General features: G+C 74.4%; 24 protein-coding genes and 2 pseudogenes. 10 read left to right on the forward strand and 16 right to left on the reverse strand.

All coding sequences use genetic code 11. From position 1 onward, the window contains the following. Nucleotides 1-89: 89 nt before the first annotated feature. From ACFY61_RS11430 to ACFY61_RS11445, 4 genes and pseudogenes are all read right to left on the reverse strand, one after another. Nucleotides 90-1,160, reverse strand: a complete 1,071-nt coding sequence (locus tag ACFY61_RS11430; protein ID WP_389470042.1) for a tetratricopeptide repeat protein — start codon at nt 1,158-1,160, stop codon at nt 90-92. Then, complete coding sequence (locus tag ACFY61_RS11435) at nt 1,157-2,221, reverse strand: hypothetical protein (RefSeq protein WP_389470045.1); 1,065 nt, start codon at nt 2,219-2,221, stop codon at nt 1,157-1,159. Before ACFY61_RS11435 ends, ACFY61_RS11430 begins: the two co-directional genes overlap by 4 nt. Next, the gene (locus ACFY61_RS11440) at nt 2,218-3,501 is read right to left on the reverse strand and encodes a tetratricopeptide repeat protein (protein WP_389470048.1); all 1,284 of its coding nucleotides are present in this window, start codon (nt 3,499-3,501) and stop codon (nt 2,218-2,220) included. The genes ACFY61_RS11435 and ACFY61_RS11440 overlap by 4 nt, the downstream gene beginning before the upstream one ends. A gap of 47 nt (nt 3,502-3,548) precedes the next feature. Next, a pseudogene (locus tag ACFY61_RS11445) lies at nt 3,549-3,768 on the reverse strand (hypothetical protein); the annotation flags it as partial. A gap of 2 nt (nt 3,769-3,770) precedes the next feature. Here ACFY61_RS11445 and ACFY61_RS11450 point away from each other — a divergent pair. Then, nucleotides 3,771-3,860, forward strand: a pseudogene (locus ACFY61_RS11450) (aquaporin family protein); the annotation flags it as partial. A gap of 52 nt (nt 3,861-3,912) precedes the next feature. Further along, on the forward strand, nt 3,913-4,464 hold the full coding sequence (locus ACFY61_RS11455; protein WP_389470051.1) for a DinB family protein: 552 nt from the start codon (nt 3,913-3,915) through the stop codon (nt 4,462-4,464). A gap of 42 nt (nt 4,465-4,506) precedes the next feature. Here ACFY61_RS11455 and ACFY61_RS11460 read toward each other — a convergent pair whose 3' ends face one another. The 6 genes from ACFY61_RS11460 to ACFY61_RS11485 all read right to left on the reverse strand — a co-directional run bounded on the left by ACFY61_RS11460 (nt 4,507) and on the right by ACFY61_RS11485 (nt 13,002). Further along, entirely contained in the window at nt 4,507-4,995 is a 489-nt protein-coding gene (locus ACFY61_RS11460; protein ID WP_389470053.1) for a GNAT family N-acetyltransferase, read from the reverse strand. A 5-nt stretch (nt 4,996-5,000) separates the two neighbouring features. Continuing rightward, the gene (locus ACFY61_RS11465) at nt 5,001-5,369 is read right to left on the reverse strand and encodes an ArsR/SmtB family transcription factor (RefSeq protein WP_389470056.1); all 369 of its coding nucleotides are present in this window, start codon (nt 5,367-5,369) and stop codon (nt 5,001-5,003) included. 192 nt (nt 5,370-5,561) lie between these two features. Next, on the reverse strand, nt 5,562-7,085 hold the full coding sequence (locus ACFY61_RS11470; protein WP_389470059.1) for an aldehyde dehydrogenase family protein: 1,524 nt from the start codon (nt 7,083-7,085) through the stop codon (nt 5,562-5,564). Between the two features lie 33 nt (nt 7,086-7,118). Then, nucleotides 7,119-8,429, reverse strand: coding sequence for a GAF domain-containing protein (locus ACFY61_RS11475; protein ID WP_389470060.1), 1,311 nt, complete (start codon nt 8,427-8,429; stop codon nt 7,119-7,121). Between the two features lie 200 nt (nt 8,430-8,629). Further along, nucleotides 8,630-10,024 carry an SWF or SNF family helicase gene (locus tag ACFY61_RS11480; protein ID WP_389470063.1) on the reverse strand — a complete coding sequence of 465 codons (1,395 nt, stop codon included), beginning with the start codon at nt 10,022-10,024 and terminating at the stop codon, nt 8,630-8,632. Continuing rightward, a complete protein-coding gene (locus ACFY61_RS11485) occupies nt 10,021-13,002 on the reverse strand; it encodes an SNF2-related protein (RefSeq protein ID WP_389470066.1) in 2,982 nt (993 codons plus the stop codon). Before ACFY61_RS11485 ends, ACFY61_RS11480 begins: the two co-directional genes overlap by 4 nt. A gap of 288 nt (nt 13,003-13,290) precedes the next feature. On the opposite strand from ACFY61_RS11485, the gene ACFY61_RS11490 reads away from it, so the two are divergent. After that, nucleotides 13,291-13,473, forward strand: a complete 183-nt coding sequence (locus ACFY61_RS11490) for a hypothetical protein (RefSeq protein ID WP_389470067.1) — start codon at nt 13,291-13,293, stop codon at nt 13,471-13,473. 20 nt (nt 13,474-13,493) lie between these two features. Then, nucleotides 13,494-14,039, forward strand: a complete 546-nt coding sequence (locus tag ACFY61_RS11495) for an MOSC domain-containing protein (protein WP_389470069.1) — start codon at nt 13,494-13,496, stop codon at nt 14,037-14,039. Between the two features lie 90 nt (nt 14,040-14,129). Here the strand turns inward: ACFY61_RS11495 and ACFY61_RS11500 are convergent, their stop codons facing one another. Next, on the reverse strand, nt 14,130-14,609 hold the full coding sequence (locus ACFY61_RS11500) for an SAM-dependent methyltransferase (protein WP_389470072.1): 480 nt from the start codon (nt 14,607-14,609) through the stop codon (nt 14,130-14,132). Between the two features lie 113 nt (nt 14,610-14,722). Continuing rightward, nucleotides 14,723-15,505 carry a hypothetical protein gene (locus ACFY61_RS11505; protein WP_389470074.1) on the reverse strand — a complete coding sequence of 261 codons (783 nt, stop codon included), beginning with the start codon at nt 15,503-15,505 and terminating at the stop codon, nt 14,723-14,725. Nucleotides 15,506-15,641: 136 nt separating this feature from the next. Here ACFY61_RS11505 and ACFY61_RS11510 point away from each other — a divergent pair, with 136 nt between their 5' ends. Next, nucleotides 15,642-16,556, forward strand: a complete 915-nt coding sequence (locus ACFY61_RS11510) for an oxygenase MpaB family protein (RefSeq protein ID WP_389470077.1) — start codon at nt 15,642-15,644, stop codon at nt 16,554-16,556. A gap of 28 nt (nt 16,557-16,584) precedes the next feature. Here the strand turns inward: ACFY61_RS11510 and ACFY61_RS11515 are convergent, their stop codons facing one another. Beyond that, the gene (locus tag ACFY61_RS11515; protein WP_389470079.1) at nt 16,585-17,196 is read right to left on the reverse strand and encodes a class I SAM-dependent methyltransferase; all 612 of its coding nucleotides are present in this window, start codon (nt 17,194-17,196) and stop codon (nt 16,585-16,587) included. Nucleotides 17,197-17,375: 179 nt separating this feature from the next. On the opposite strand from ACFY61_RS11515, the gene ACFY61_RS11520 reads away from it, so the two are divergent. The 5 genes from ACFY61_RS11520 to ACFY61_RS11540 are packed head-to-tail and all read left to right on the forward strand — an operon-like array spanning nt 17,376 to nt 22,733. Then, nucleotides 17,376-18,152, forward strand: a complete 777-nt coding sequence (locus ACFY61_RS11520; protein WP_389470081.1) for an MHYT domain-containing protein — start codon at nt 17,376-17,378, stop codon at nt 18,150-18,152. 45 nt (nt 18,153-18,197) lie between these two features. Next, nucleotides 18,198-21,263, forward strand: a complete 3,066-nt coding sequence (locus ACFY61_RS11525; protein WP_389470084.1) for a nitrate- and nitrite sensing domain-containing protein — start codon at nt 18,198-18,200, stop codon at nt 21,261-21,263. After that, nucleotides 21,263-21,706 (forward strand): roadblock/LC7 domain-containing protein, encoded by a 444-nt coding sequence (locus ACFY61_RS11530; RefSeq protein ID WP_389470085.1) that lies wholly within the window; start codon nt 21,263-21,265, stop codon nt 21,704-21,706. The genes ACFY61_RS11525 and ACFY61_RS11530 overlap by 1 nt, the downstream gene beginning before the upstream one ends. Nucleotides 21,707-21,720: 14 nt before the next feature. Beyond that, nucleotides 21,721-22,104, forward strand: coding sequence for a DUF742 domain-containing protein (locus ACFY61_RS11535; protein WP_389470088.1), 384 nt, complete (start codon nt 21,721-21,723; stop codon nt 22,102-22,104). Continuing rightward, entirely contained in the window at nt 22,104-22,733 is a 630-nt protein-coding gene (locus ACFY61_RS11540) for an ATP/GTP-binding protein (RefSeq protein WP_389470426.1), read from the forward strand. Before ACFY61_RS11535 ends, ACFY61_RS11540 begins: the two co-directional genes overlap by 1 nt. Before the next feature lie 127 nt (nt 22,734-22,860). On the opposite strand, the gene ACFY61_RS11545 is transcribed toward ACFY61_RS11540, so the two are convergent. Genes ACFY61_RS11545 through ACFY61_RS11555 form a run of 3 tightly spaced genes read right to left on the reverse strand, consistent with a single transcriptional unit; the run spans nt 22,861 to nt 26,439 of the window. Further along, entirely contained in the window at nt 22,861-25,035 is a 2,175-nt protein-coding gene (locus ACFY61_RS11545; RefSeq protein WP_389470089.1) for a geranylgeranyl reductase family protein, read from the reverse strand. Next, nucleotides 25,032-26,000 (reverse strand): polyprenyl synthetase family protein, encoded by a 969-nt coding sequence (locus ACFY61_RS11550; RefSeq protein WP_389470092.1) that lies wholly within the window; start codon nt 25,998-26,000, stop codon nt 25,032-25,034. The genes ACFY61_RS11545 and ACFY61_RS11550 overlap by 4 nt, the downstream gene beginning before the upstream one ends. Further along, the gene (locus ACFY61_RS11555) at nt 25,987-26,439 is read right to left on the reverse strand and encodes a hypothetical protein (protein WP_389470094.1); all 453 of its coding nucleotides are present in this window, start codon (nt 26,437-26,439) and stop codon (nt 25,987-25,989) included. Before ACFY61_RS11555 ends, ACFY61_RS11550 begins: the two co-directional genes overlap by 14 nt. Nucleotides 26,440-26,482 lie beyond the last annotated feature (43 nt).

Raw genomic sequence — 26,482 nt, forward strand, 5'->3', positions numbered from 1 at the left:
TCAAGAACGTGAAAAGCCTTCCGGCAGACCGGAAGGCTTCGAACCATCCCGCGGACTTTATCGTGTGTACCGTGCGCGCCGACCGCCGCTCACGGCTTCGGCGCGCGTTGCCGGAGGGCGGTGCGGCCGGCCACGGAGGTGACGAGCGCGAAGAAGAACAGCGGAATCGCGAGCGCGCTGAACAGGGCGCTCCGCCACAGCACCAGCGTCAGAGACGAGTGGACGATCAGCAGTCCGATGGCGAACGCCATACCGACGACCGGCCGGCAGCCGCGCGACACCAGCAGGAGCGGGCGTCGCAGGTGGGGCGGGACCCGCCGGGTCTGCCACAGCAGCCAGCCTCCCCAGCCGCCGACGAGCACGGTCACGCACACCAGGCAGGTGACGAGGGCTTCGGTACCGGCGGCGCCCGCACGCAGGTTCGCGGAGCCGCACGAGACCGCGATGACGCCGGCGAGGGCCACCCAGCGGGAGCCCATGACCGTCCCGAAGGCCATGGTCTCCAGGTTGTGGCGGGCGTGGTGGTCGTCCAGGTCGAGGGCGGCGGACCGGACGAAGCCCTCGGCGGCCCGGGTCCACGAGCCGGGACGGAACCAGCGGCGGCTCAGGTGGAGCAGCGAGAGGTTGTTGAGGGCCTGGCTGCTGCCCGGGTCGAGGCGCAGCGCCGTCTCGTACGCCTGCTGGGCGTCCCGGTACCTGCCGCTGCGGTGGGCGGTCAGGCCGACGAGGAAGTGCGCGTCGCTCTCCTCGGGGGCGAGGGCTGCGGCCGTGCGCGCCGCCTCGTGCGCGGCCCGCCTGTGTTTCCGGCGGCCGGTGCGGTCGAGGACGATGCCCAGGGTGTAGTGGCTCCCCCAGTACTGCGGGGCGAGTTCGACGGCGCGCCGGGCGGAGCCCTCGGCCCGCTCGTACTCCCGCAGGGAGAGTAGGACCTGGGCGTGCGTCAGCCGGGCGCTCACCGAGTCGGGTTCGACGCGCAGGGCGTGTTCGGCGGTGGTGAGCGCCTGCCGGTCGTCGCCGAGGCGGTGCCGGCAACGTGCCAGCAGCACCAGTGCGCCGGCGTCGTCGGGGACGTCGGCGAGGTACCGGGCGGCGAGTGCGCCGGCCTGCTCGTAGCGCCCCAGGTCGAAGAGGGCGTCGGCCTGTTGCAGGGCCCGGCTCATCGGACCTTGTTCCGGTCGTGGGTGATGCTGAGCAGGTTCGGTACGAGTGCCAGCCAGAACAGGACCTGCGGGACGGTGCGTTCGCTCCACGGAACAACCACGAGCAGCAGCGCGCACAGGGTGGCCCAGGCGGCCTGGCCGAGCACCACCCGGGGCCAGAACGAGCGGCGCACGAGCGCGAACACGGTCAGCCGTGCCCCGGTCCGCAGCCGCCGGTAGCGGCGCCAGGCGCCGAAGCCCCACACCGCGGCCATGAGGGTGAGCGCCCACAGCCGGGTGCCGGGATGGACGGGCAGCTCCTTCGCCTCGCCCCCGGTGGGGAAGACGTCGACGGTGACGGCGGCCATGACCAGGCAGAGCAGGGCCAGCCACCGGGTGCCGCGCAGCATCCGGTAGACGGCCCGGTCGAGGTTGCCGCGGAGCGACTCGGACTGGGGGGCGGCGGCGAGCGCACCGGCGTAGAGGTCGGCGGCCCGGGCGGCGGACGTGCCGGGCTTGTGGGCTTCGTGCCCGGCGACATGGGTGACCGCGAGCTGGTCGGTCGGGTCGATGCGCAGGAGCTGCCGCACGGACTCCTGCACCAGGTCCTGACGGCTGTTGAACGCGGCGACCTTGTACATGGTGTGCCACGTGTCGATGACGTCGGGGCCGAGTCGCACGGCCTCCTGGGCTTCCCGGAACGCCTCCTCCTTCGTCCCCACGAAGATCAGCATCTCGGCCAGCTGGGCGCGCGGGCCCCAGCGCTGCGGTGCGAGGCGGATGGCCTCGCGCTGCGACTGCTCGGCCTCGGGCAGCCGGTGCAACCTGCGCAGGGCGAATCCGCGCATGAAGTGCCCGTCGGCGAGATCGGGTCGGAGCTTCAGCGCCTGGTCGGCGGCGTCGAGCCCCTCTTCGTGGCGGCGGAGGCCGGTGAGACAGCGGGCGCGCGTGGTCCACGCCTCGTGGTCCTCGGGTGCCTCGGCGAGGCGCCGGTCGAGGAGGGCGAGGGCCTCCTCGTGCCGCTTCATGTCGTAGAGCTCCAGGGCCTGTTCGACCCGTGGGTGCAGGGAGGTTCCACTCACAGCTTGCGCTTCTTCTTCAGGTAGGTGACCAGGTCGTCGTACATACCGCCGTCGTTGGCGAACATGGCGACGTTGCGGGCGGAGGCGAACCAGGATTCGCTGGACGGCTTGATCTGCCTGGCCGCGTCCAGGAGGTCCTTCGTGCCGATCATGCGGACGGTGCCGGAACGGGCGGAGTCCAGGAGCGCGTACTCGGCCGCGCTCTCGCAGACGTGCGCGAGATCGGCGCCGGAGAAGTCCTCGGTGACCTTGACGAGCTTCCCGAGGTCGACCGACTCGATGGGGCGCTCGCGCAGGTGGTAGCGGAGGATCGCCTCCCGGGCCGGGGCGTCGGGCGGCAGTACGAGCAGGGTGCGGTCCAGGCGGCCGGGGCGGCGCAGGGCGAGGTCCACGTCCCAGGGGACGTTGGTCGCGGCGAGCACGAAGACGCCTTCGTTCTGCGCGGCGTCGATGCCGTCGAGCTCGGTGAGGAGCTGGTTGACGACGTTGCGCAGACCGCTGTGGTGGCTGCGGGAGCGCTTCGCGCCGAGCGCGTCCAGCTCGTCGAGGAAGACCACGCAGGGTGCCCGTCGGCGGGCGGCCTCGAAGATGTCGTGGACGTTCCTCTCCGAGGTGCCGATGTACATGTCGAGGATGTCGGAGAGCGACACCGACATGAAGCCGGCACCGAGTTCGCCGGCGACGGCCCGCGCGATGAACGTCTTGCCGCAGCCGGGCGGGCCGTAGAGCAGCAGCCCGCCGCGGAGCGACTTGCCGTACAGCTTGCGGAGTTCGGGATTGCGCATCGGGGCGAGGAAGGCGGCTTCGAGCCGGTCCTTGACCTGCTGCATGCCGCCGACGTCGGCGAGGCGTACGTCGCCGGGGGCGTCGACGTCCCAGGCCGACGCGTCGCCCGGGTCGCCGCTGCCGTCCACGGTCAGGGGGGCTTCGGTGGCGCCGCCCGCGGCGGCGGGGTCAGCGGGGTCAGCGGGATCGACCGGGTCGGGGTCGGCGGCGAAGCGGGGGCCGACGACGCCGGCGACTTCCTGCTCGGCGGCGGCCCAGTCGAAGGCGGGCGGTCGGGCGCCCGGCGCCGGCAGTTGCATGGCACGGACCATCAGCTCCCGGGCGGCTTCGTCGCCCGGTACCTGCTGCAGCGCGACCGCGGCTTGCGCGACGGCCTCGTCGTGCCTCCCCTCCGCGAGGAGTAGTTCGGCGAAGTGCAGCCGCAGGGGCACGTCTTCGGGAGCGGCGGCGACAGCGGCCCGCAGGCTGCGTATGAGAGGTGAGTCGTCGGACATGGGGTCAGCCTAGGAAGCGGCTCGTGGCTCCCGTTCACCAGGTGGTGTCAAGCGCCGCGTCGCGGCCCAGGGTCATGTCGGCCTCGGGCCTTCTGCTGGGCGTCGGTCTCGGCGATGGGGCCCTCGATGAGCCCCTTGATCTCGTCGCGGACGGGGCGGACGGCCTCGACGCCCTGGCCGGCCGGGTCCTCGGGCTGCCGGTCGAGGTAGGTCTTGGCCGGGCTACGGGCAGGCGTCGCCGCAGCCCATGGCGATGACGTAGTCGGACAGTCACCCCGGGCCGCGCCTTCACCGACACCTTCGCCGGTATCGCCCCCGCCTCGGTGCCGGGCTTCATCGCCATGCGGCTCCCGGTCTGACGGGCCTACGCTGGAGCCGGACGGACCCTGTACGGGGCAGGGAGGAAGCGGCATGGACGGACCGGCGGGCCCGGCCTTCGACGGCCGGGCGGTGCACCTCGAGCTGGAGCGCGTACGGGCGGAGTTCCATCAGCTCCTGGGGGCCGCGACGCGGGCGGAGCTGGCCCGGCCGAGCGCGGGGACGCGGTGGACCAACGAGCAGCTGCTGCTCCACATGCTGTTCGGCTACCTGCTCGTCCGGCCGCTCCTGGTCGTCTTCGCCCTCTTCGGACGACTGCCGTTGGCTGCGAGCGGTGCCTTCGCCCGGCTGCTGGATGCCGTGACCGGTCCGTTCGACCTGGTCAACTACCTCGGCCCGGTGGGCGGGGCCAGGCTGTGCGGACGGCGGCGCATGCCGAGGCTGTTCGACCGCGTCATCGCCGACCTGCACCGTCGCGTCGACACCGAGTCCCCGGCCCACCTGGCCCTGCGCATGCACTACCCCACCCGGTGGGACCCCTTCTTCACGGACGTCATGACCGTCGCCGACCTCTACCGCTACCCGGCCCGGCATTTCGACTTCCACCGGCGGCAGCTCACTCTCCCCCAGCTTGCGCAGGGGTGATCGGTCGTGGCGGCGGCCGGCGGAGAGAGCGCGCCGACCGGCTCAGACGATCAGAGGGCTGCGGCGTTCCAGAAGCACGACATCCCGCCACGCGCCGTGGTGGCGGCCGATCCGCTCACGGGTCCCGATGACCCGGAACCCGGCCCGCTCGTGCAGGGCGAGGCTGGCGGTGTTCTCGGGGAAGATCCCGGACTGGATCGTCCAGATCCCGGCCGCCTCCGTCGAGGCGACCAGTGCCTCCAGCAGCGCACGGGCGACACCGCGGCCACGGACGTCGGGGTGGACGTAGACGGAGTGTTCGACCACACCGGCGTAGGCGCACCGGTCGGAGACCGGGCTGGCGGCAACCCAGCCCAGGACGGTCTCGTCCTCGTCGAGGGCGACGAAGCGGTGCTCGGCGAGCTTCGCGGCGTCGAACACGGCCCACTCGGGTGCCGTCGTCTCGAACGTGGCGTCGCCCTCGTCGATCCCGGCCTGGTAGATCGCGAGGACCTGGTCGGCGTGCTCGGGCAGCAGTGAGGTGATGTGCACTGCGGTCAGGCCCCCTTCGCGGCACCGGCCAGCAGCGCACCCATCGCGGCGAGCACGGCAGGCTCGACCCGGTAGTACACCCACGTGCCGCGCCGCTCGGAGGACAGCAGGCCGGCCTCCTTCAGCTTCTTCAGGTGGTGGGAGACCGTCGGCTGCGACACACCCACGTCGGAGATGTCGCACACGCAGGCCTCACCGCCCTCGTGGGAGGCGACGGCGGAGAACAGGCGCAGACGCACCGGGTCACCGAGCGCCTTGAACATCCTCGCCGCGACCTCGGCCTCGTCCGCGGAGATCGGGCGCTCGGTCAGCGGCGGGCAGCAGGGCACGACGGCCTCGGGCTCCAGCAGCGGCAACACCTTCACGTTCGACATACGTCTATGTTGACACACGTCGAACCAACCGGGTGCTGCGCGGTCCCGACCACCCTCACCATCGGCACCCGCCCCGCCGCCTCCGGCGGCTGCTGAGCCGAGCGACCTCCAGAGCGGCTCGGCCGCGACCGGGACGGGGCTCCGGTCGCGGCCACGCGCCGTGCTGCCCGCCCCCGGTGCGCCACTTGACGCTCAGAAGAACCCGAGCTTCTTCGGGGAGTAGCTCACCAGGAGGTTCTTCGTCTGCTGGTAGTGGTCCAGCATCATCTTGTGGGTCTCGCGGCCGATGCCCGACTGCTTGTAGCCCCCGAAGGCGGCGTGCGCCGGGTAGGCGTGGTAACAGTTCGTCCAGACGCGGCCCGCCTGGATCGCGCGGCCGGCGCGGTAGGCCGTGTTGACGTCCCGGGTCCAGACGCCCGCGCCGAGGCCGTACGCCGTGTCGTTCGCGATCCGGAGGGCGTCCTCGAAGTCGTCGAACGAGGTCACCGACACCACCGGGCCGAAGATCTCCTCCTGGAAGATCCGCATCCTGTTGTCGCCCTCGAAGATGGTCGGCTCGACGTAGAAGCCGCCCGCCAGTTCGCCGTCCAGCTCGCGCCGGCCGCCGCCCGTCAGGACCTTCGCGCCCTCCTGCCGGCCGATCTCCAGGTAGGAGAGGATCTTCTTCAGCTGTTCCTGCGAGGCCTGTGCGCCGATCATCGTGTCCGTGTCCAGCGGGTGCCCGGCCGTGATCAGTTCGGTGCGGGCCACCGCCGCGTCCAGGAAGTCCCCGTAGCGGCCGCGCTCCACCAGGGCGCGGGACGGGCAGGTGCACACCTCGCCCTGGTTGAGCGCGAACATCGTGAAGCCCTCCAGGGCCTTGTCGCGCAGGTCGTCGTCGACCGACCAGATGTCGTCGAAGAACAGGTTGGGGCTCTTGCCGCCCAGCTCCAGGGTCACCGGCTTGAGGTTCTCCGCCGCGTAGCCCATCACCAGCCGGCCCGTGGAGGTCTCACCCGTGAAGGAGATCTTCGCCACCCGCGGGCTGGAGGCGAGCGGTTTGCCCGCCTCCTCGCCGAAACCGTTGACGATGTTCACCACCCCGGGCGGCAGCAGGTCCGCGACCAGACCCAGCCAGTAGTGCACGGACGCGGGTGTCTGCTCCGCCGGCTTGAGGACGACCGTGTTGCCCGCCGCCAGGGCCGGGGCCAGCTTCCACGCGGCCATCAGGATCGGGAAGTTCCACGGGATGATCGCCCCGATCACCCCCAGCGGCTCGTGGAAGTGGTACGCCACGGTGTCCTCGTCGACCTGGCTGAGGGAGCCCTCCTGGGCGCGCAGCGCACCCGCGAAGTAGCGGAACTGGTCGACGGCCAGCGGCAGGTCGGCCGCCAGGGTCTCCCGGACCGGCTTGCCGTTCTCCCAGGTCTCGGCGACGGCGAGCGCCTCCAGGTGCTGCTCCGTCCGGTCCGCGATGCGCAGCAGGACGTTCGAACGCTCGCCCGCCGGCGTACGCCCCCAGGCCGGCGCGGCGGCGTGCGCGGCGTCCAGGGCGCGCTCCACGTCCTCCGCGGTGCCCCGCGCCACCTCCGTGAACACCTCCCCGGTCACCGGCGACGGGTTCCCGAAGTACCCGCCGCGGACGGGCGGTACGTACTCCCCGCCGATGTAGTGGTCGTACCGGGACGCGTACGACATGAGCGAGCCCTCGGTGCCGGGCGCGGCGAAACGGGTCATGGCGGTGTCCTCCCCATTCGGTTGCCGAGGAGGCTAGGGGCGCACAGGTTGCGGGGACGTTGCGCGTACGCGACGCGTCACGGGCCGCCCGGCCCCCAGTTCCGCGTCCAGGGCCCGCGCCCGGGACAGTGCCGCCGCCCGGTCCCCGGCCGGCAGGGCCGCGGCCAGGGCCCGCCACACCTCCGGGTCGTCCTCGCCCCAGGGGGCGCACGCCCACTCCCCGAGCAACCGCGCGTCCGCCCGCGCCAGCAGCGCCGCCCGCGCCTGGTCCGCGATCCGCTCGCGCAGCCGTACGATCCCCGGCGCGGTGGAGGCGGGCAGCAGCGGTCCCGGATAGCCGGTCAGCGCCGCCGAGGTCGCGCCGGCCGCCAGCAGCCGGGTGACGGCGGTGAAGTCGGCGTCCAGCGGCGCCGCCGTACGGTACGGCCGGGAGTCGAGGACGCCCGGCCCCAGCAGGCCGCGCAGCCGGGAGAGTTCGGCGCGCAGGGTCACCGGGGACGCCGCCTCGTCCTCGTACAGCGCGATCAGCAGTTCCTCGCCCGACAGGCCTTCGGGGTGGTGCGCGAGCAGCACCATGATCTCGCTGTGCCGGCGGCCCAGCCGGTACTCCCGGCCGCCGCGGACCAGCAGCACCTCGTCCCGGCCCAGTGCGCTCAACGAGTCCGCGGGGGTGTGCCGGCCCGGCCCCAGCAGCGCCAGCTGGGCCTCCGCCGCCCGGGCCACCGCCTGGACGAAGGCCAGCGAATGGGGGTGGGCCAGGCCGTCGCCCCCCGTGATGTCCACCGCGCCGAGCAGCCGTCCGGTCCGCGGGTCGCGCACCGGCGCGGCCGCACAGGTCCACGGGTGCACCCGGCGGTTGAAGTGCTCCGCGCCGAACACCTGCACCGGCTCGCCCAACGCCACCGCCGTCCCGGGGGCGTTGGTGCCCATCGCCGTCTCCGCCCAGGCCGCGCCCGGTACGAACCCGAGCGACTCCGCCCGGTCCAGGGCCGCGGGATCGCCCTCCACCCACAGCAGACTGCCGGCGGCGTCGCACACCGCCAGCAGGTGCCGCTCGTGCGCGGCGAACGTCCCGACCAGCTCCCGGAACACCGGCAGCACCAGGGCCAGCGGGTGCCGCTCCCGGTACGCCCGGAGCTCGCCCTGGGTCAGCGCCACGCGTGCGGAGCACTCCGGACTGACCCGGGCCCGCGCACAGCGCCGCCACGACCTCGCGATCACCGCGCGCACCGGCGCCTCGACCCGCCCGTCGGCGGTGAACCGGGCGTGCGCCCGGCGCAACAGCCGCGACCGCTCCACCGGATCCGTCCCGTCCGGCAGCGCCACCGACGGACCGTCGCCCATGCACAGCCTCCCCGTCCCCGGTGCCCGGCCCCGTGCCCGGCGCCGGTTCCGGCCCGGGTCTCCTGCCCGGGTTCCCGGCCCCGTGCCCGGACCCGGCCCATCGTGGCCGGGCCCGGGCCGCCCGGCAAGCGGTGCGTCGGCCAGAAGCGGGCCCCGGCCGACGCGAACCGAACGCCGCCGGGTGCGGGAACGCCCGCCGATCAGGCTTCCGGCTCCGACTCCGGTTCCGGTTCCGGGTCCGGCTCCGGTTCCGGCTCCGGCTCCGGTCCCGGGTCCGGCTCCGGCTCCGGTCCCGGGTCCGGTTCCCGCTCCGCGCGCGCTTCCGCGGCCGCCGCCGTCCCCGGTACGGCCCCCAGCCCGGCCAGCACCGAGCCCGGCTCCGGCGCGGCCGGGCCGGCCGGGACCCAGCGCCCCGCCTCCCGGCGGTACGGCCACCAGCGCTCCGCCCGGTCCAGCCGGAGCTGCGCCGAGCCACCGGGCAGGGTCCACCGGGCCCGGACCCGCCGCAGTGCCGGGGCCTCCGCCTCCGCCAGCGCGGCCGCGGCCCGGGCCAGTACCGCCCGGTCCGGGGTCCAGTCCTCCTCCAGCACGGCCAGCGCGGCCGGCCCGCCGAAGTCCCAGGCCCGTACGGCGAGTTCCAGCGCGGCACGGTCGCGGCCCGAAGCCCGGGCCAGGCGGGCCCGCACCCGTACGTCCGAGGTCCCGGCGGCCAGGCGCGCCGCGTCGCGGGCCACCTCCCGGGGCGCGTCCGGCGGCTCCGGCAGCGGCAGCTCCGCGTGGTCCGCGGCCACCGCCCGGGCCAGCAGCCGGTACGCCTCGCCGGCCGCGGCGCGCGCGAGGAACTCCACCGCGTCCACGTCGAGCACCCGGGGGTCCGGCTGCGACTCCGTGTCCAGCAGCGGCGGCTGCCCCGGCTCGGGCGGCAGCTCCGGCACCGCCGGGAGCCCCGGCAGATCCGCCGCGGCCGCGAACGCCCCGTGGGCCGGAACCCCCACCTCCACCGCTTCCGGTACGGGTTCCGCTCCGGCCGCGCTGCGGCCCTCCAGCTCGGCCAGCACCGCCCTCCGCGACCGGCCCCGCAACAGCAGCAGCACGAACGGGTCCTGGTCCAGCAGCCGCGCCACCTGGTAGCAGAGCGCGGCGGAGTGCGCGCAGTGGTCCCACTCCCCGCAGTCGCAGCGCGGCTCCAGGTCCCCGATGCCCGGCAGCAGGTCCACCCCGGCCGCTGCCGCGTCCTCGGCGAGTTCCGGCGGTACGTCCCGGTCCAGCAGCGCCGCGATGTGCCCGGCCCGCCCGGCCGCCACCGTGAGCAGCCGGTCCCACTCGGCCGCACCGAACTCCTGCAGCAGCACGTCCGTCCGGTGCGCCGTGCCGTCCCGCTCGCGGACCACCGCCGTCAGCCGCCCGGGGCGCACCGACACCGCGCCGACCGTACCGCCGCGTGCGTAGCGGCGGCCGTGCCGCAGCTGCGCGCCCTCCAGGACGCTGTCCTCCAGGGCGCGCAGCCAGGCATGGCCCCACCAGGTCCGCGCGAAGCCGCGTCCGGACGCCGCCGGCAGGGCCGGGAAGACCTGCTCGTACTCGCTCTCGTTCATCGCCCGCCGTCCCCCGTGGTCGTGTCGTCGCCGGAGCGCAGGGCCACGAGCTCCGCCAGCTCCTCGTCGGTCAGTTCGGTGAACGCGTTCTCACCGTGGGCCAGGACCGAGTCGGCCAGCGCCCGTTTGCGCTCCAGCATCTCCGCGATGCGGTCCTCCACGGTGCCCTCGGCGATGATCCGGTGGACCTGCACCGGCTGCGTCTGGCCGATCCGGTACGCCCGGTCGGTGGCCTGCTCCTCCACGGCCGGGTTCCACCACCGGTCGTAGTGGACGACATGGCCGGCGCGCGTGAGGTTGAGGCCGGTGCCCGCCGCCTTGAGCGACAGCAGGAAGACCGGCACCTCGCCGGACTGGAACCTGTCCACCAGCTCCTGCCGCCGCGCCACCGGGGTACCGCCGTGCAGCAGTTGCGCGGCGATCCCGCGGCCGGCCAGGTGCCGTTCCAGGATCCGGGCCATCGCCACGTACTGGGTGAAGACCAGCACCGAACCGCCCTCCGCGAGGATGGTGTCCAGCAGCTCGTCGAGCAGGTCCAGCTTCCCGGACCGGCCGCCGCCCTCCCGCCGGTACTGCACGGGGTGGTTGCAGATCTGCTTGAGCGCGGTGAGCAGCTTGACCACCAGGCCGCGCCGCTCGATGCCCTCGGCCTGCGCGATGGCGTCCAGGGACTCGCGGACCACCGCCTCGTACAGCCCCGCCTGCTCGGGGCTGAGCGCCACGGCACGGTCGGTCACGGTCTTCGGCGGCAGCTCCGGCGCGATGCCCGGATCGGCCTTCCGGCGGCGCAGCAGGAACGGCCGGACCAGGGCGGCCAGCCGGGCCGCGGCCTGCGGGTCCCGGCCGCTCTCCACGGCCGCGGCGTACCGCTCCCGGAACGTGCCGAGCCGGCCCAGCAGCCCCGGGGTCGTCCAGTCGAGGATCGCCCACAGTTCGGAGAGGTTGTTCTCCACCGGGGTGCCGGTCAGCGCGATCCGGGCCGGCGCGGGCACGGTGCGCAGCGCCCGCGCGGTCGCCGAGTGCGGGTTCTTGACGTGCTGCGCCTCGTCGGCGACCAGCAGCGCCCAGGGGGCGGCGGCCAGCACCGCGGCGTCGGTGCGAAGCGTCCCGTACGTGGTGAGGACGAAGCCGTCCGCGGAAGCGTCGAGACTGCGGCGGGGGCCGTGGAAGCGGCGCACCGCCACCCCGGGGGCGAACCTGCCGATCTCGCGCTGCCAGTTGCCGAGCAGCGAGGCGGGACAGACGACGAGGGTGGGACCGGCCGTCGCCGGGTCCCGCTGCCGGTGCAGGTGCAGGGCGATGAGCTGGAGCGTCTTTCCCAGGCCCATGTCGTCGGCGAGGCAGCCGCCGAGGCCGAGCGAGGTCATCCGGTCCAGCCAGGCCAGCCCGCGCAGCTGGTAGTCGCGCAGCGTGGCGGCGAGGCCGGGCGGCGGGGTGACGGCGTCCGCCGGGTCGTCCGGGTCGGCGGCGAGCAGGGTCCGCAGCTGCTCCAGGGCGCCGGTGGCGCTGACCTCGACACGGCGGCCGTCGACTTCGGCGGAGCCGGTGAGCACGGCGGCCAGCGCCTCGCCGGCGCCGATCTTGCGGTCCTGGCGCTCCCGGGCCCGGCGGGCCTCGGCGGGGTCGACGAGGACCCACTGGTCGCGCAGCCGGACCAGCGGTCGGTCCGCCTCGGCCAGCCGGTCGAGTTCGTCGCGGGTGAGTTCTCCCTGGTCGCCGAGGGCGTACCGCCAGTCGAAGGACAGCAGGGCGCCGGGGGAGAGCAGGGAGGGCGGCCCGGACCCGTCGTGCCGCGGTCCGTACGGGCGGCCGCCCGGGGCGGCGCCCCGCTGCCCGCCGCCGATCACGGCGCTGGCGGTGAGGTCGCGGGCGATGTCGCGGGGCCAGTGCACGGCGATCCCGTCGGCGGCGAGGGCCTGCCCGGCCGCGCCGAGCAGCTCGGTGATCTCGTCGTCGGCGAGTTCCACGGAGTCGGGGACGGCGGCGGTGAGCAGCGGGGTGAGCGGGGGCCAGGCCCGGGCGGCGCGGCGCAGGGCGAGCAGGGCGTCGCTGCGGGTGCGCGGGCCGAAGGCGCCGGCCGGGCCGGCCGCGTGGGGCTGCGCCGCGCCGGCCGCGCCGCTGGCCTGGCCGGGGGTGACGTGACCGGCCCAGGCCCCGGCCCACACGTCGGCGGCGTCGGCGACCAGGGCGGCGTCGGACAGGCTGTGGAGCTGGAGCACGGCCCGGAAGCCCGGTCCGGACGCGGTGGTCGCGGTGGTCCCGGTGGGCTCCGGGGTCAGTTCGACGCGGAGGGAGATCCGTACGCCGGCGTCGTGGCCGGCGGCGACCTCGTCCGCCCAGCCGCGCAGCTCCGGACGGCGGGCCGGCTCCGGGTCGGCGAACGCGGGACCGCCGGCGGCGGCCGCGGCTGCGGGGGAGCGGGGCAGGGCGTCGGCCACCGCGTCGAGGAAGGCGCGCAGCAGCGGCTCCTGCGCCGGCATCCGGGGCGGGCCGGCGGGGTCCGCGCCGTCGGCCGGTACGCAGTGGGCGGTCGGCGGCATGGCCGCCGCCAGCTCGCGCACCCGGGCCAGGTCGGCGGCGTCCAGCGGCCCGATCCGCCAGGCGTCGTGGTCCGAGGCGGTGAGGCCGGGCAGGAGCAGGCCGCGGGCGGCGAAGTGCAGGGCGAGCAGGGTGGCGGCGCCCCAGAAGGCGGCCGCGGAGGCGGCGCTTCCGGGCCCGGCGTGCGCGGGTCCGGCGTGGGCGGCCCGGGCGCGGGTGAGCAGCGGCAGCGCGGCGGGGACGGGCAGCACGAGGGCGGTGACGCGGGTGGTCGCCGGCTCGGGGGTGACGGCGGTCAGCTCCTCGAAGGCACCGCCGGGCAGGGCCGGGGGAGGGCTCCCGCCGGCGGGGTCCCAGAACGCGATCCGGCCCGTGCGGGCGGGGTCGGCGGGCAGGAAGACGGCGTTGCAGCGGATGAGGCCGGAGATCTCGGGGAGCACGCATTCCTCAAACTTGACTACCGGGTACAGGGCGGACGACGGTACCCCATGCGGCGGGCCGGGCAGGTGGCGGCCCGACGTGAACCGGATCACTTTCCGGCTCCGTCTCCGGCCCGGCCCGGCCCCTCCACGAGGGGTCTTCGAGCCGGACGCGACGCCTGCCCTGGGGCCGTGCCGTGATTGCGGAGGGGCCCTCTCGCGGCCGGGGATCTTCTCGCGGCCGCGGGAACGCTCCGCCGGGCCGGTGCGTTGGGGAGGGTGACGGTCCACTGTGGAGGAGGTGTCCGGATGTCGACGAGCGGAAAGGTCGCCGCTGCCGGGGTGGTGGCAGCCGTCCTGTTGTTCTGGACGGTCGGGTTCTGGCCGGGACTCCTCGTCCTGATCGGGGTCCCGGCGGCCGCGTACCTGCTGCTGGACTCCTCCCAGCGGCGCCGGCTGAAGAGGGTCACGAGGAAACAGATCGGCCGCTGAGGCGGCAGGGGGGACAGCACATGGACACGGCCGTGGTGACTGCGGTCAGCAGCAACTCCGAATACTCCTTCACCAAGCCCAACCGGGAGAGCATCACGCTCCTCGCCGGCCTGGGCGTCGAGGGTGACGTACACGCCGGGGTGACGGTGAAGCACCGGTCGCGGGTGGCCCAGGACCCGACGCAGCCCAACCTGCGCCAGGTTCACCTGATCCACCGTGAGCTCTTCGACCAGGTGGCCCGGGAGGGCTTCGAGGTCTCGCCCGGCCAGCTGGGGGAGAACGTCACCACCGAGGGCATAGACCTGCTCGGCCTGCCCCGCGGTGCCGTCCTGCGCCTCGGCGCGGAGGCGGAGGTCGAGGTCACGGGCCTGCGCAACCCGTGCGTCCAGATAGACCGCTTCCAGGACGGGCTGCTCAAGCAGCTCGTCGGCCGGGACGAGGAGGGCCGCGTCATACGCAAGGGCGGGATCATGGGCGTGGTCCGCCGGGGCGGGGTGATCCGCCCCGGCGACCCCATCACCGTGACCCTGCCCGCGGGGCCGCACGAACCCCTCGACCGGGTCTGACCCCTCGGCCACCCGCCGCGCGGCAGCGGGTGCGGGCGCGGGGCGCCGGGTGCCGGGTGCGGGGTTCGGAGGCGCGGGCGCCGGGAGGGCTCAGTAGTAGTCCCGCATCAGGGAGGTGGCCCACTCGGGCTGCCGCAGCTCGCCGCGGGGCCCGAACTCCGCCATGTACGGCTTGAGGTCGAGCACCGGCGTGCCGTCCACCGCGTCGAGTCCCTCGACGTGCACGTCCAGCCCGTCGACGCGCACGATCCGGCAGCGGGACACCCCCAGCCGGTTCGGCCGGTTCTTGCCGCGCTGGGCGAAGATGCCCACCAGCGGCCAGTCCGGATTGCCCCGGGGACGCCGTGCGCCGGTCTCGACCGCCTCCTCCGGTACCCGGTCGAACCGGAACACGACCTCCAGGTGCGAGAAGCCGTCCAGCCCGAACAGGGCCTCCGGCCCGAACCGGGCGGAGTCCAGACGGATCACGGCCCGCTCCCGCCCCCAGTCGTCGTCCGCGACCTCGGACCGGCCGCCGACCACCCTGCCCACCGGCTCGCATTCCACCGCCACCGGCACTTCCCCCGTCATCGCCGCTCCCCCTGTTCCTCTCGTGCGTTGCCCCTGCTCCGCTGCTCCGCTGCTCCGCTGCTCCGCTGCTCCGCTGCTCCGCTGCTCCCCGCTTCCGCTCGTGGGGCGGGGGATCACGAGGGCCGGACGGCCACCCGGTCCAGGCCGGCCAGCAGCCCGGGCAGCCCGGCGTCCCGCGGGACCGGGATGACCCCGCTCGGCTCCTCGTCGAGCAGGACGAACGCGACGTCGTCGGTACGGGCCACCAGCGACCAGCCAGGCCCGTCCGCCCGCAACGTGCGGCTCTCCTCGCCCGCGAAGGCCGACCGCACCCGGCCGGGCGGCGGCGGGCTGTCGAGGTAGCCGCGCACCTCCGCCAGCACCCGCTCCAGCGACGGGTGTGCCACCGGGGCGTCCCCGCCCGCCCCGAACCGCTCCCGCCATTCGATCCACTGCTGCGCGATCTGGTCCGCGCCCATCCGCCGTTGTGCGGGGCCCCACACCTCCGCCGACGGCGGGGTCAGCGGGACCCGACCGGTGCCGTCCGCCCCCTGCTCGGGGTCGTGCGGATCGGGCAGGTCCGGGGCCGCCACCGCCAGTTCCAGCGGCCAGCCCGCCAGCGAGAGCACGATGCTGCGTTCGTCGGGCGACAGGTCGTACTCCATGCCGCAGTCCCACGAGGCGATCGCCGTGGCCACCAGCGAGACGTCGTCGACGACCACGGTCCAGCGCGCGCCCTCCTCGTCCTGGCCCAGGACCAGCCCGTACCCGACGGCCACCGGCCGGACGCCGAGCAGCGCGCAGGCCTCCGGGTAGTCGTCCCCCAGGACGCTGGGGAACTGCGCGGGGGTGAGCAGCACGGCGGTCAGCACGTACAGCGACCCGCCGTCCCCGGATTCCGCAGACTCCTCGGACACATTCCCTCCCGGTGGCTCTCTCGTCGGCGCACCCTAACCAGCCGGTAACCCGCCCGTCGAGAGCCCACGGGCGTCGATTTCCAAGCCCTCTGCCTGCACGTACAGTTGGACCCCCGCCACAGAAAGGGACACCCCGGTGCAGCGTTACGACCGGCTGAAGGAGATTCTCCGCCTCGACGCCGACCAGGATTTCCTCACGATCTACCGGCTCACGTCCACCTACGAGTTCCCCTGGGACTTCACCCGCGCCCTGGAGTTCGCCCTCTACCGCACCTACGCCGTGCCCGCCATCGGCCGCCTGCTCGCCGAGACCGCCGAGTTCACCGACCGCCCGCAGCGCCGCTACGACGACACCGCGCTGCTCCTCGACGCGGTCCTGGAGCACGGCTTCGAGAGCGACACGGGACGCACCGCGATCCGCCGCATCAACCAGATGCACCGCAGCTACGACATCGCCAACGAGGACATGCGCTACGTCCTGTGCACCTTCGTGGTGATCCCCAAACGCTGGCTGGACGCCTACGGCTGGCGGCCGCTCACCGCGCACGAGCGCCGCGCCTGCGCCCGCTACTACGCCACGCTCGGCAGCCACATGGGCATCAAGGACATTCCCGACTCCTTCGAGGAGTTCGAGGCCACCCTGGACGCCTACGAGAAGGAACACTTCGGCTTCGACGAGGGCGGCCGCAAGGTCGCCGACGCCACCCTGGACCTGATGGCCTCCTGGTACCCGGCCCCGCTCGCCCCCGTGCTGCGCACCGCGAGCCTGGCCCTGCTCGACGACCCGCTGCTGAGCGCGTTCCGCTACACGCCGCCGAGCCCGGCGGTGCGCCGGCTGGTGCGCGGCGCCCTGCGGCTGCGGGGCCGCGCCGTCCGGCTGCTGCCGCCCCGCCGCGCCCCGCACTACGCCCGGCAGAACCCCGAGATCAAGAGCTACCCCGGCGGCTACGACGTGGGGGAGCTCGGTACCCGCCCGGTGCCCGGCAGCGGCGGCTGCCCGGTGCCGCACCAGCGCCGGGCCGAGGGCGCGGGCGCCCAGCCGCCCGCCTGAACCGCCGCGCCGTCCGGCGTCCGGCTGCTCAGGGCCGGCGTACCGCCAGGGCCAGGAAGCGGGCGTCCTCGTCGGCGTACGAGGTCATCTCCCAGCCCGAACCAGCAAGCAGTGGGCGGAGGTTGTGCTCGGCACGCAGGTCCGCGGGCGTCAACTCGCGGCCCTGCCGGGCGGCCAGCGCCGCCCTCCCGATCGGGTGAAAGAGCGCGAGCCGGCCGCCTGGCCGTACCACTCGGGCCAGCTCGCGCAGGTTCTCCGCGGGCTCGGGCAGGTGGGCGATCAGACCCGCGGCGAACACCGCGTCCAGGCAGCCGTCGCGCAGCGGCAGCCGGGCCACGTCGGCCAGCAGCAGCCCGCCGTCCGCGTCGCGTCCGGCGCGCACGGCGGCGGTCAGCATCTCCCGGGTGAGGTCCGCGCCGACGACCGTCCCCCGCGGACCGACGGCGGCCCGCAGCGCCGGCAGCGCCCGCCCGGTGCCGCAGCCGGCGTCCAGCACCCGGTCACCGGGTCGCAGGCCGAACTCGGCCACGGCGGTGGCGAAGGCGGGTCCGTCGTCGGGGAACTTCCGGTCCCAGTCGGCGGCCCGCGCGCCGAAGAACTCCTGCACGTGCGCGTGGTCGTCCCTGTGCTCGTCGCTCATGCGTCCATGATCCCGCACGAGCCGGGGGCGGGGCGCACCGCCCACGCCTGCGTTCCGTGTGCAGGCTGGCACCGGGCGTGATCGAACCTGAACGTAGCTCTGTCATATTCCAGCAGTTCTAGCAGCTTTCGAAATGCGCCCCTTGTTCGTGCCCTCACCCGGACTAGCGTCCGTTGGCCATGGGACACCTGGACCACGCGGCCTATGGCTGGCTGACACCCGTTCTCTCCTACGTGATGGCGTCGATCGGCGCCGCCCTCGGCCTGCGCTGCACCGTCCGCGCGCTCGCCGCCACCGGCCGCTCCCGGCGCAACTGGCTGCTCACCGCGGCCTCCGCCATCGGCACCGGCATCTGGACCATGCACTTCGTCGCCATGCTCGGCTTCAGCGTCACCGGAACCGAGATCCACTACGACGTGCCGCTGACCATCCTCAGCCTGCTCGTCGCCATGGCCGTGGTGGGCGCCGGGGTCTTCGCCGTCGGCTACGGCAGGGACCGGGGCCGGGCCCTGGTGCTCGGCGGCCTCACCACCGGCCTCGGCGTCGCGAGCATGCACTACCTCGGCATGGCGGCCCTCCGCCTCCACGGGCGGGTGCGCTACGACTGGCCCACCGTCGGCCTGTCGGTGGCCATCGCGGTGGTCGCCGCCACCGCCGCCCTCTGGGCCGCCCTCAACATCAGGTCCCCGGCCGCCGTCGCCGTCGCCTCGCTGGTCATGGGCGCCGCCGTCAGCAGCATGCACTACACGGGGATGACGGCCGTGGCCGTCACCGTCACCCCCTCCGACCGGGTCCTTCCCGGCGCCACGGCCATGCAGTTCATCTTCCCCCTCGCCGTCGGCCTGGGCTCCTACCTCTTCCTGACCTCCGCCTTCGTCGCCCTCTCCCCGACGGCCGACGAGCGCGCCGCCTCCGCCAGCGCCCAGCGCCTGGGCCGGCAGGCCGCCGCCCACTGAACGGCACCGGCCGCCCCCCATCCCCGCCCCCGGAACGAGGAGCCCATGCGCACACCCCGCAGGACACCGGACGCCTCCGCGTCCCGGCTGCCCGCGCCCCCGGCACGCGGCCGCAGGGCACACGCCGGCCCACCCGCCGAGGAGGACCGGGCCGCCCTCCGGGCCGGCCGAACGGGCGGCCGCACCGCCGATGACGGCGTACCGCCGCCCCGGGGCGAAGGACCCGGCGCCGAAGCCCGGACGTACGCCGGCGCGCACGACCGGGGCGGCTCCGGCGCGGACCGGGCGGGCCGTGCGGGGACGGCCTCCGCCGAAGGCCCTGGCGACATCCCGGACGGCGGATCCGGCGGCCGTTCCGGCGGCCGTTCCGGCGGCCGTTCCGGCGGCGGCCCCGGCGGCGGCCACGGTGGCGGCCACGGTCAGGGCCCCGGCCCTGGCCCCGGTCAGGGCCGGGGCCGGCGCCCCGGCCGCCCGGGACTGCGCCCCGGCACCGTCCGGGCCAAGATCGTGTCGCTGCTGATGGTGCCGGTGGTCTCCCTCCTCGCCCTCTGGGCCTTCGCCACCGTCAGCACCGCCCAGGACATCGCCCGGCTCAGCCGTGCCCGGCAGGTCGACGACGAGATCCGCACCCCGGTCGCCGCCGCCGTCACCGAGCTCCAGGCCGAACGCCGGGCCGCCGTCCGGCTGCTGGCCGCGCCGGGCGCCGGCTCGGCCTCCGGCTCCGGCTCCGGCTCCGGTTCCGATTCCGGCTCCGGCTCCGGTTCGGGTTCGGGTTCGGGTGCCGGGTCCGCCTCCGCCGGGGAGCAGGCCGCCGCGCTCCACGAGCAGGGACGGCGCAGCGAGACGGCCGTCGACCGCCTCCGCCTGGGCCCCGGCCACACCGTCGCCGACTCCGGGGACTACCCCGCCGACGTCGCCGCCCGCCTCCGTGCCTTCGTCGCCTCCGCCGAAGCCCTCGCCGGCGCGCGCACGGACATCGGCGCCCGCCGGGCCACCCCCGACGCGGCCTACGACACGTACACCGCGGTCATCGACTCCGCCCTCGCCGTCGACGGCGCCCTCGCCGGGATGAAGGACTCCGGCACCGGGGCCGCGGGCCGCGTGCTCCTGGAGTTCACCCGGGCCGGCGAATTCCTCGCCCGCGAGGACGCCCTGCTCTCCACCCCCGGCCCGCGCACCGCCGAAACGGTCCGCCGCCTCACCGGCACCGTGGAGACCCGCCGCGTCCTCACCCAGGTCGCGGCCCGCGACCTCCCCGCCCCACAGGCCGCGGCCTGGCGCGCCGTACTCACCGGCCAGGACCACGCCGACCTCACTGCGGCCGAGGACCGGGTCCTCGCCGCCGGCACCGGCCGCGAGGCCGACGGCGCACCGGCCGGCTGGGAACGTGCGCACGACGCCGTCGCCGGAGCCATGCGCGACATCGGGACCGCCGCCCGCGCGGAGGCAGCCCACCGGGCCGACCCCCTCGCCGAAGGACTGATCGGTCCGGCCGGGGCCGCCGTGCTCCTCGGTCTCGCCGCGGTCGCCGCCTCCCTGGTCATCTCCGTCCGGATCGGCCGCTCCCTGGTCGTCGAGCTCGTCTCCCTCCGCAACGGTGCCCTGGAGATCGCCCACCGCAAACTCCCGCACGCCATGGAACGCCTCCGCGCCGGCCAGGACGTCGACGTCGACGCCGAAGCCCCGCCCGTCGACCCCGCCGACGACGAGATCGCCCAGGTCGGCGCCGCCCTCGACACCGTCCACCGGGCCGCGCTCAGCGCCGCCGTGGAACGCGCCGAACTCGCCAGCGGCATCTCCGGGGTCTTCGTCAACCTGGCCCGCCGCAGCCAGGTCCTGGTACACCGCCAGCTCGCCCTTCTCGACTCCATGGAACGCCGCGCCGACGACCCGAACGAGCTCGGCGACCTCTTCCGGCTGGACCACCTCACCACCCGCATGCGCCGCCACGCCGAGAGCCTGATCATCCTGTCCGGCGCCGCCCCCGGACGTGCCTGGCGGATGCCCGTGCCCCTCACCAACGTGGTCCGCGCCGCCGTCTCCGAGATCGAGGACTACCCCCGGGTCGAGGTCGGCGGACTCGCCGAGGCCTCCGTCATCGGCGGCGCGGTCGCCGACCTCACCCACCTCCTCGCGGAACTCATCGAGAACGCCGCCCAGTTCTCGCCGCCCCACACCAAGGTCCGGGTCAGCGGCGAACCCGTCGGCACCGGCTACGTCCTCGAAGTCGAGGACCGCGGCCTCGGGATGGGCCGCGGCACCCTCGCCGAGGCCAACCGGCGCATCGAACAGTCCGAGGCGCTCGACCTGTTCGACAGCGACCGGCTCGGCCTGTTCGTGGTCAGCAGGCTCTCCGCCCGTCACGGGATCAGGGTCCAGCTCCGCACCTCCCCGTACGGAGGCACCACCGCGGTGGTCCTGCTCCCCAACGCGCTGCTCCAGGACGCGATCGCGCCGGCACCCGAGGCCGACGGCGCAGCGCCCGACCCGGGCCACGCCGACCCGGGCCACGCCGACCCGGGCCACGCCGGACCCGGTCCGGCACCGGCGCCGCGCCCGGCACCGCTGACCGTGCCGCCGGCCGCCTCCTCCCCGCGCGGGCCCGCTGCGCGCGACGTGACGCCGCCGCACGGCCGGGCCGCCGACCGGGAGCCCGCGCAAGCCGACCCGTACGCCAGGCACGTCCACACCCGGCCCGCGCCCACCCGCCCCGGGGACGCCCCGGCGGGGCCGAAGCCCACGCCGGTGGCGACCCTGCGCCTCCGCGGCCAGAACCCGTCACCCGCGCCCGCGCCCACGACCGCGCCCGTACCCGTACCCGCGCCCGGTACCGGCACGCGCGGCACCCCTCGCACCACCCCCGGCCCCCGGCCCGCCGCCGACGGCCGGTCCGTCCTGGCCGAGGTCACCGAACTGCCCCGCCGGGTCCGCCAGGCCAGCCTGGTCCCCCAGCTCCGCGAGGCCCCGGCCGCACCCGCCCCGGTCACCCCGCGCAGCCCGCAGGACCCGCCCGGCCGCAGCCCAGAGGAGGCCCGCGACCGGATGACCGCCTACCGGGCCGGCTGGGTCCGCGGCGCCGAGGACGCCGCACAGAGCAGAGGAGAGCAGTGATGATCGAACACCGCAGGACCGACCTCGACGGAGCCCGCCGCGGCGGTGAACTGGACTGGCTGCTGGACGACCTGGTGCTGCGCGTGCGCGAGGTCCGGCACGCCGTCGTCCTGTCCAACGACGGCCTGGCCGTGGGCTCCTCCAGCGCCCTCAGCCGCGAGGACGCCGAACACCTGGCCGCCGTGGCCTCCGGGTTCCACAGCCTCGCCAAGGGAGCGGGCCGGCACTTCCACGCCGGGGGCGTGCGCCAGACCATGGTGGAGATGGACGAGGGCTTCCTCTTCGTCGCGGCCGCGGGCGACGGCTCCTGCCTGGCCGTCCTCAGCTCCGCCGACGCCGACATCGGCCTCATCGCCTACGAGATGGCACGCCTGGTCAAGCGGGTCGGCGAACACCTCTACACCCCGCCGCGGTTCGCCGCCCACCCGCCGGCCGCGGGCTGAGGGCGGCACGGGACATGAACGGCCAGTGGTACGACGCCGACGCGGGCCCGCTCGTCCGTCCGTACGCCATGACCGGCGGGCGCACCAAGCCCGGGCCGCACGGCGTCCGCTTCGACCTCATCGCGCTGGTCGTGGTCGATCCGGACGGCGGTGGCGACGACACCGCCGAGGCCCTGCTCGGCCCCGAACACCGGGCGCTGCTCGGCCTGTGCCGGGCGGAGACCCAGTCGGTCGCCGAACTCGCCGCCGAGGCGGACCTGCCCGTCGGCGTCGTCCGGGTGCTGCTCGGCGACCTGCTGGAAGGGGGCCACGTCAGGGTCAGCCGGCCCGTGCCGCCGGCCCAGCTGCCGGACGAGCGGATTCTGCGGGAAGTCATCGAGGGATTGCGAGCGCTGTGATGGGACTGGACGGGCACGTGGGGCCGGAAGCGGACACCGAACTGGCGGCGCTCGCACTGAAGATCCTCGTCGCCGGCGGCTTCGGGGTCGGCAAGACCACCATGGTCGGGGCGGTCAGCGAGATCCGCCCGCTGCGCACCGAGGAACTCCTCAGCGAAGCGGGCGAGACGGTCGACGACACGGGCGGGGTGGACCAGAAGACGACCACGACGGTGGCCATGGACTTCGGCCGGATCACCATCCGCGCCGGACTGTCCCTGTACCTCTTCGGCACGCCCGGCCAGGACCGCTTCTGGTTCCTCTGGGACGAGCTGTCGCAGGGCGCGCTGGGAGCGGTGGTGCTCGCCGACACCCGCCGCCTGGAGGACTGCTTCCCGGCCGTCGACTACTTCGAACACCGCCGGATCCCCTTCGTGGTCGCCGTCAACTGCTTCGCCGGTGCCCGCGCGTACGGCGCGCACGACGTGTCGCGCGCCCTCGACCTGGACACGGGGACCCCGGTGGTGCTGTGCGACGCGCGGGACAGGGACTCGGGCAAGGAGGTGCTGATCCGGCTCGTCGAGTACGCCGGGCGGGTGCACACCGCCCGGCTGCTGGACGCGGTGGAACCCCAGGCCGACCCGGCCTGAGGAGGTGCCGCCGGTCGGCTGGATCGTCGCTCGCGGGGGTCCTCGCCGGGGCCGGGCCCGGGATGCCGGGATCGGCATGTGGCGGGAGCCGACCGGCATCGGCGGAAACCACCTCGCTCACCCCCCGTCACTCCCACAGTGACTCCAGGTCGGGTCGTGGCGGGACCCGTCGCGTGACCGCGTAGTCGATCAGCGCGAACAACGATGCGCGTGGCGGGCCTTCCGGCAGTGCCGTGAGCGCGACCGCCGCCCGGACAGCCTGCTCGCGTGCCAGAGCACGGCTGAGGTCGAGCGCTCCGCTCTCGCGGACGAGCGCCACCGCTTCGTCGACCTGGTCCGCCGTCGAGCACCCGTCGCGCACGAGGCTCGTCAGTCTTCCTTGCGTACGCCGCATCGCGACCAGTACGGGATGTGCCAGCGTGCCGTCGCGCAGCACGGCGCCCGCGGTGTCGTCGCCCCGGCCGCCGGCCCCGGTGAGCGCACGGATGTCCTCGGTCAGCCGGAACGCGACGCCGAGGGCACGCCCGTAGCGCGCGAGTGCTCCGGCGTGCTCCGGGTCGACTCCCGCCACCATGGCGCCGAGCCGGCAGGGCAATTCGAACGACGATGCGGTCTGCGACTCGACCAGCGACAGGTGCTCGTCCTCCGTCACCCCCGGATCGAACGCGTGCTGCCGCTCGCGGATCCGTCCGGTGCACACCTTCGTGACGGCCTGGGAGAGGACCGCGAGAGCCTCGGGGCCGCCGTCGGTGGCGAACTGCAAGGACTTTGACATCAGCAGGTCGCTGACCAGGATGGCGAACCTGTTGCCCCAGCTGGAGCGTGGTGTGGGTGTGTTCTCCACGCCGAGTTGCGCGAGGGCGGCCAACGCGCTCAGCTCGATCGCGGCGCCCAGCTTGATCCGGCAGCGTGTGCCGGGGTCACCGAAGTGGGATGCCAGCAGGAGCAACAGCGCCGGCCGGAACGAGACTCCGGGATCGCCCCATCCCGACGTGGCGACGCGGGCCAGGAAGGGCCACTCGTCCCGGACGGAACTCGTCATGAGCTCACCGACGCCGAGGAGATCGGCGCGTACGTCGATCCCCGGGGCCATCAGGGACGCCACGTCGTCGATCGTGCGGTGCGCCCGGAGTTCGCCGGTGCCCTCGGGCAGGAGAACCGCCCGGCGGCAAAGGGCGAACGGCGCGCGCTCGCTGTCGAAGGTGCTCTCCAGGACCCGCCAGACGAATTGATACCGCTGTGCCGACCGGCGGCCCGCTCCCAGCCACCCCGAGTACGAATGCTCCAGCAGCATCGCGTGGTCCAGCAGATCCGGACGCAGGGGATCGCTGGTCAGCCCGCGGTCGATCACCTCGGCCGCGGTCCTTCCGGACTCGAGTGCGTAGCTGACGCCCTCCCCGGTGAACGGGTTCACCAGCCCCGCCGCGTCGCCGACGAGCAGGATGCCGTCGGCCACGCAACGGTCGGGGGAGAAGTCGAGGGGGAACGGTGCCGTCGCCCACTCCCCCCGCGGCGGACCGCCGAACCCCTTCACGCGTGTGCTCAGCCGGGCGAGGAAGTGCTGCAGTACCTGCTGCGCGCTGCCTTCGTATCCGGGACGGAACAGCGCGACGCCGACGTTCGATCCCGATGCGCTCGTCGGGTTGATCCAGCCGAACGACGGCAAGAGGTCCCGGCCCGCGATGTCGTCCAGGGGCAGGAAGGCCTCCTGGAGGTCCCGCGGCCCGTCGAGACCGGTCAGGTAGCCGCGGACACCGATGCCGAGGTCGCCCTCCGGAAGCAGACCGACAGCGCGCGCCAGCGGGGACCGTGCACCATCGGCTGCGACGACCGCAGCCGCCCGGACGTCGACGGTGCGCCCGTCACGGCGCACCCGTACGCCGAGGACCCGTCCGCCCTCGATGATCGGGGCCGTGACAGCGGCGCCCTCCCACAGCTCGGCGCCGACCGCCACGGCGCGGCGGGCCACGGCCTGGTCGAGCACGACACGCGGCACCACGAGGCCGTGACTCTCCGTGCCGGGGTAGGCGTCGTAGACGAAGTCGCGCCGACCACGGCCGCGCATGTGGACCCGCGCGCCCCGCATCCGTTCCGCATGGGGCAGCGAGTCGAGGACGCCCATCGCGGCGAGGATTCGGACGGCCCGCTGGGTCAGCGCATCGCCGCACACTTTGTCCCGCGGGAAGCGCTGCGCCTCGAGCAGCAGGACTCGGCGGCCCCGGACCGCGAGATGGTAGGCGGCGGCGCAGCCTGCGGGACCCGCACCGACCACCACGGCGTCGTAGAGATGTCGCACGGTCACCGGACTCGGCTCGCGATACGTCGGGGCATGTCAGCGAGGGCGTCGCGGCCGGGGAACTCCGGGAGCCCGGCGAGCGCGGCGGCAGCGAGGCCGGTGTGCGTACGCACGAGTTCGCGCGTCAGGTCCACGGTGCCGCTGAGACGCACCAGCCCCGCCGCTTCGGCTGCCTCCCGCTCGGTGAGGTCCTCGTGGCGCAGCAGTGCCGCCAGCCGCCCCCGAGGGTTCTGACGCAGTGCGAGGAGGACCGAGTACGAGAACACGCCGGCACGGAGATCGGTACCCGTCGGCTTGCCCAGACTGGCCGGGTCGCCGACGAGGTCGAGCAGGTCGTCGGTGAGCTGGAACGCGATCCCCAAGTGCTGGCCGAAGCGGAAGAGAGCGTCTGAATGGTGGGGATCGCACGCGGCCAGTAGCGCGCCCAGCCGGCAGGGCAATCCGAACAGCGTGGCCGTCTTCATGCGGATGATCTCGAGGTGCTCGTCGGCGGTCAACTCCGTGTCGTACGCGTGTTCGGTCTCGCGGAGTTGGCCACTGCACAACGTGAACGCCGCTTCCGTCACCGCCGACACCGCCTCGTGCGGCAGGTGGGCCAGCTCGGCCATCGCGCACGCGAGCACGTGCGTACCCGTCGTGGCGGCATGGGTGTTGCCCCACCGGGAGTTCGCGGTGGGCGCTCCGCGTCTCGTCGCCGCACCGTCCATCACGTCGTCGTGCAGCAGTGACCCGACGTGGATGAGTTCGATGACGGCGGCGGCATGGACGAGCAGTACTTCCTCGGCCTTGCCGAGGCTCGCGGCGAGGAACAGCAACTGTGGGCGCAGCCGCTTGCCGCCGTGGCGGATCAGTCCACCGGCGATCCGGCCCAGAGCGGCGTCCTGCACGGTCACCGCCTCGTGCAGGGCACCGTCGAGCCGCGTGGCCCACCCGTTGTCGAGGGGTGGCAACGAGATCTCAGAGGAATTCATCGCACAGCTCGTCGAGCTGCGTGCGCAGCTTCGCCGATGCGAAGGCGAGTTCGGCGAACCGGACGAAGAAGCCGTAGCCGTTGTGCAGGTCGCCGGCCGGAGCCCGGACGATGACGTCTCCCCGGAAGTACGCCTGAAGCGGCGTGAGGCGGCCGGCCGCGATCAGCTGGGCGGCTTCCCGGTACACCGCGCCGTGCATCATTTCCCCCGATCCCAGCCCGGGTTCGATGACGACGTCTCCACCACCGACGCGGACGTTGATCCGGCCGAAGCCGAGCACGGCCACGTTGGCCCGACGGCCGTCGAACTCGCCCACCATCTCCTGGAACTCGACCGGGTTTTCGGTTTTGAAGTCCCTGACCCCGCTCCGCACCGCGCCCGCGAGTGTTCTGTCGTTGTCGGTGACGCTTGCGGCTCGGGGCGCGAAATCGTCGGGCATGGGACGTCTCTCCTCATCGGCGGTTTCCGACCGGTGGTGTGGT

The organism is Streptomyces sp. NPDC012888, assembly GCF_042900645.1.
In the GTDB taxonomy this organism is placed as follows: Bacteria; Actinomycetota; Actinomycetes; order Streptomycetales; family Streptomycetaceae; genus Streptomyces.

Coding starts and splice junctions, on each gene's coding strand:
- ACFY61_RS11430 (WP_389470042.1), bottom strand. CDS start 1,160: ATGAGCCGGGCCCTGCAACAGGCCGACGCCCTCTTCGACCTGGGGCGC.
- ACFY61_RS11440 (WP_389470048.1), bottom strand. CDS start 3,501: ATGTCCGACGACTCACCTCTCATACGCAGCCTGCGGGCCGCTGTCGCC.
- ACFY61_RS11455 (WP_389470051.1), top strand. CDS start 3,913: ATGGACGGACCGGCGGGCCCGGCCTTCGACGGCCGGGCGGTGCACCTC.
- ACFY61_RS11465 (WP_389470056.1), bottom strand. CDS start 5,369: ATGTCGAACGTGAAGGTGTTGCCGCTGCTGGAGCCCGAGGCCGTCGTG.
- ACFY61_RS11470 (WP_389470059.1), bottom strand. CDS start 7,085: ATGACCCGTTTCGCCGCGCCCGGCACCGAGGGCTCGCTCATGTCGTAC.
- ACFY61_RS11475 (WP_389470060.1), bottom strand. CDS start 8,429: ATGGGCGACGGTCCGTCGGTGGCGCTGCCGGACGGGACGGATCCGGTG.
- ACFY61_RS11480 (WP_389470063.1), bottom strand. CDS start 10,024: ATGAACGAGAGCGAGTACGAGCAGGTCTTCCCGGCCCTGCCGGCGGCG.
- ACFY61_RS11490 (WP_389470067.1), top strand. CDS start 13,291: ATGTCGACGAGCGGAAAGGTCGCCGCTGCCGGGGTGGTGGCAGCCGTC.
- ACFY61_RS11495 (WP_389470069.1), top strand. CDS start 13,494: ATGGACACGGCCGTGGTGACTGCGGTCAGCAGCAACTCCGAATACTCC.
- ACFY61_RS11500 (WP_389470072.1), bottom strand. CDS start 14,609: ATGACGGGGGAAGTGCCGGTGGCGGTGGAATGCGAGCCGGTGGGCAGG.
- ACFY61_RS11515 (WP_389470079.1), bottom strand. CDS start 17,196: ATGAGCGACGAGCACAGGGACGACCACGCGCACGTGCAGGAGTTCTTC.
- ACFY61_RS11520 (WP_389470081.1), top strand. CDS start 17,376: ATGGGACACCTGGACCACGCGGCCTATGGCTGGCTGACACCCGTTCTC.
- ACFY61_RS11525 (WP_389470084.1), top strand. CDS start 18,198: ATGCGCACACCCCGCAGGACACCGGACGCCTCCGCGTCCCGGCTGCCC.
- ACFY61_RS11530 (WP_389470085.1), top strand. CDS start 21,263: ATGATCGAACACCGCAGGACCGACCTCGACGGAGCCCGCCGCGGCGGT.
- ACFY61_RS11535 (WP_389470088.1), top strand. CDS start 21,721: ATGAACGGCCAGTGGTACGACGCCGACGCGGGCCCGCTCGTCCGTCCG.
- ACFY61_RS11540 (WP_389470426.1), top strand. CDS start 22,104: ATGGGACTGGACGGGCACGTGGGGCCGGAAGCGGACACCGAACTGGCG.
- ACFY61_RS11550 (WP_389470092.1), bottom strand. CDS start 26,000: ATGAATTCCTCTGAGATCTCGTTGCCACCCCTCGACAACGGGTGGGCC.
- ACFY61_RS11555 (WP_389470094.1), bottom strand. CDS start 26,439: ATGCCCGACGATTTCGCGCCCCGAGCCGCAAGCGTCACCGACAACGAC.